Source organism: Bartonella sp. AP58NXGY (assembly GCF_042195785.1).
Taxonomy (GTDB): Bacteria; Pseudomonadota; Alphaproteobacteria; order Rhizobiales; family Rhizobiaceae; genus Bartonella.
Window position 1 is genome coordinate 1 of the sequence record NZ_JBHIOY010000180.1, and the last position, 827, is coordinate 827.

An 827-nucleotide genomic window follows, 5' to 3' on the forward strand; every position below is an offset into this window, starting at 1 on the left:
AACGAACATTGATGGAGGGACAATTAGCAGAAAATGATAAAAAAATTAAAGAATTGCAAGAATTACAAGGAGAAGTGCAAGAACGTTTACAGCAGAACTTTAAAGAGCAAGAATGTTTGACGTCATATGAAAATATTTATGAAAATCTTCAAGCCTCTAAAGTTGTTTGTGCGCTTGTAAGAGAGTTTATAGAACTAAATCCCATTACAGATGAACAAGAAGATAGATCGCAGGAATTATTGCAACAATTAATGAGGGATGAGCAGACAAAGATTCAAGCAATTAAAGTTGTTAGAGCCTTTGAAGAATGGTTTATACCACAAAATACCGTTACACTTGCACAATGCTATTACTGGCCAAGAGCACAAAATTTATTAGGCAATTTATTAGGACGAAAGCCAATGACATGGGAAGAGCTTGCTAAAAAAAGTCCTGAAGAACAGCAGCGTTATTTCTTACCTGGGAAAACCATAGAGGGATGAATTAAATGCCTGTAATAATTTTGACTCTGGTTTAAAATCATAAAAATACTCGGGGCAAAAATTCACTTTTTCTGATGGATTTAAGGGATCTATGGCAGTGTGTTCCATAGTAAATATTAGAGGAATTTTTGTGTTTTTGTCCTTGGGAAAAACAGTAAGAATTAATACTAATGTGCAAGAAGGTTTAAGGCTAAATGGATCAATATTTCCATATATTGGAGGTGTGACTTTAGGTCTTTGTAAGCATAAGTATTTTGCCTGTTTTGGATGGATGTGACGTAGTGTTCCTAGCGAGTGTGGGAAATAGACAAGTTCACGATAGCATGCAGATCTAAAGATAAAAGG

General features: G+C 34.8%; 1 protein-coding gene and 1 pseudogene. One reads left to right on the forward strand and one right to left on the reverse strand.

Annotation, left to right across the window (positions count from 1 at the left end; genetic code table 11):
• The coding region (locus ACFINC_RS10305; RefSeq protein ID WP_375617151.1) for a hypothetical protein at positions 1 to 482 on the forward strand (482 nt) is incomplete at its 5' end.
• On the opposite strand, the pseudogene ACFINC_RS10310 reads toward ACFINC_RS10305, so the two are convergent.
• Positions 456 to 827, reverse strand: a pseudogene (locus tag ACFINC_RS10310) (hypothetical protein); the annotation flags it as partial. The gene ACFINC_RS10305 and the pseudogene ACFINC_RS10310 overlap by 27 nt on opposite strands.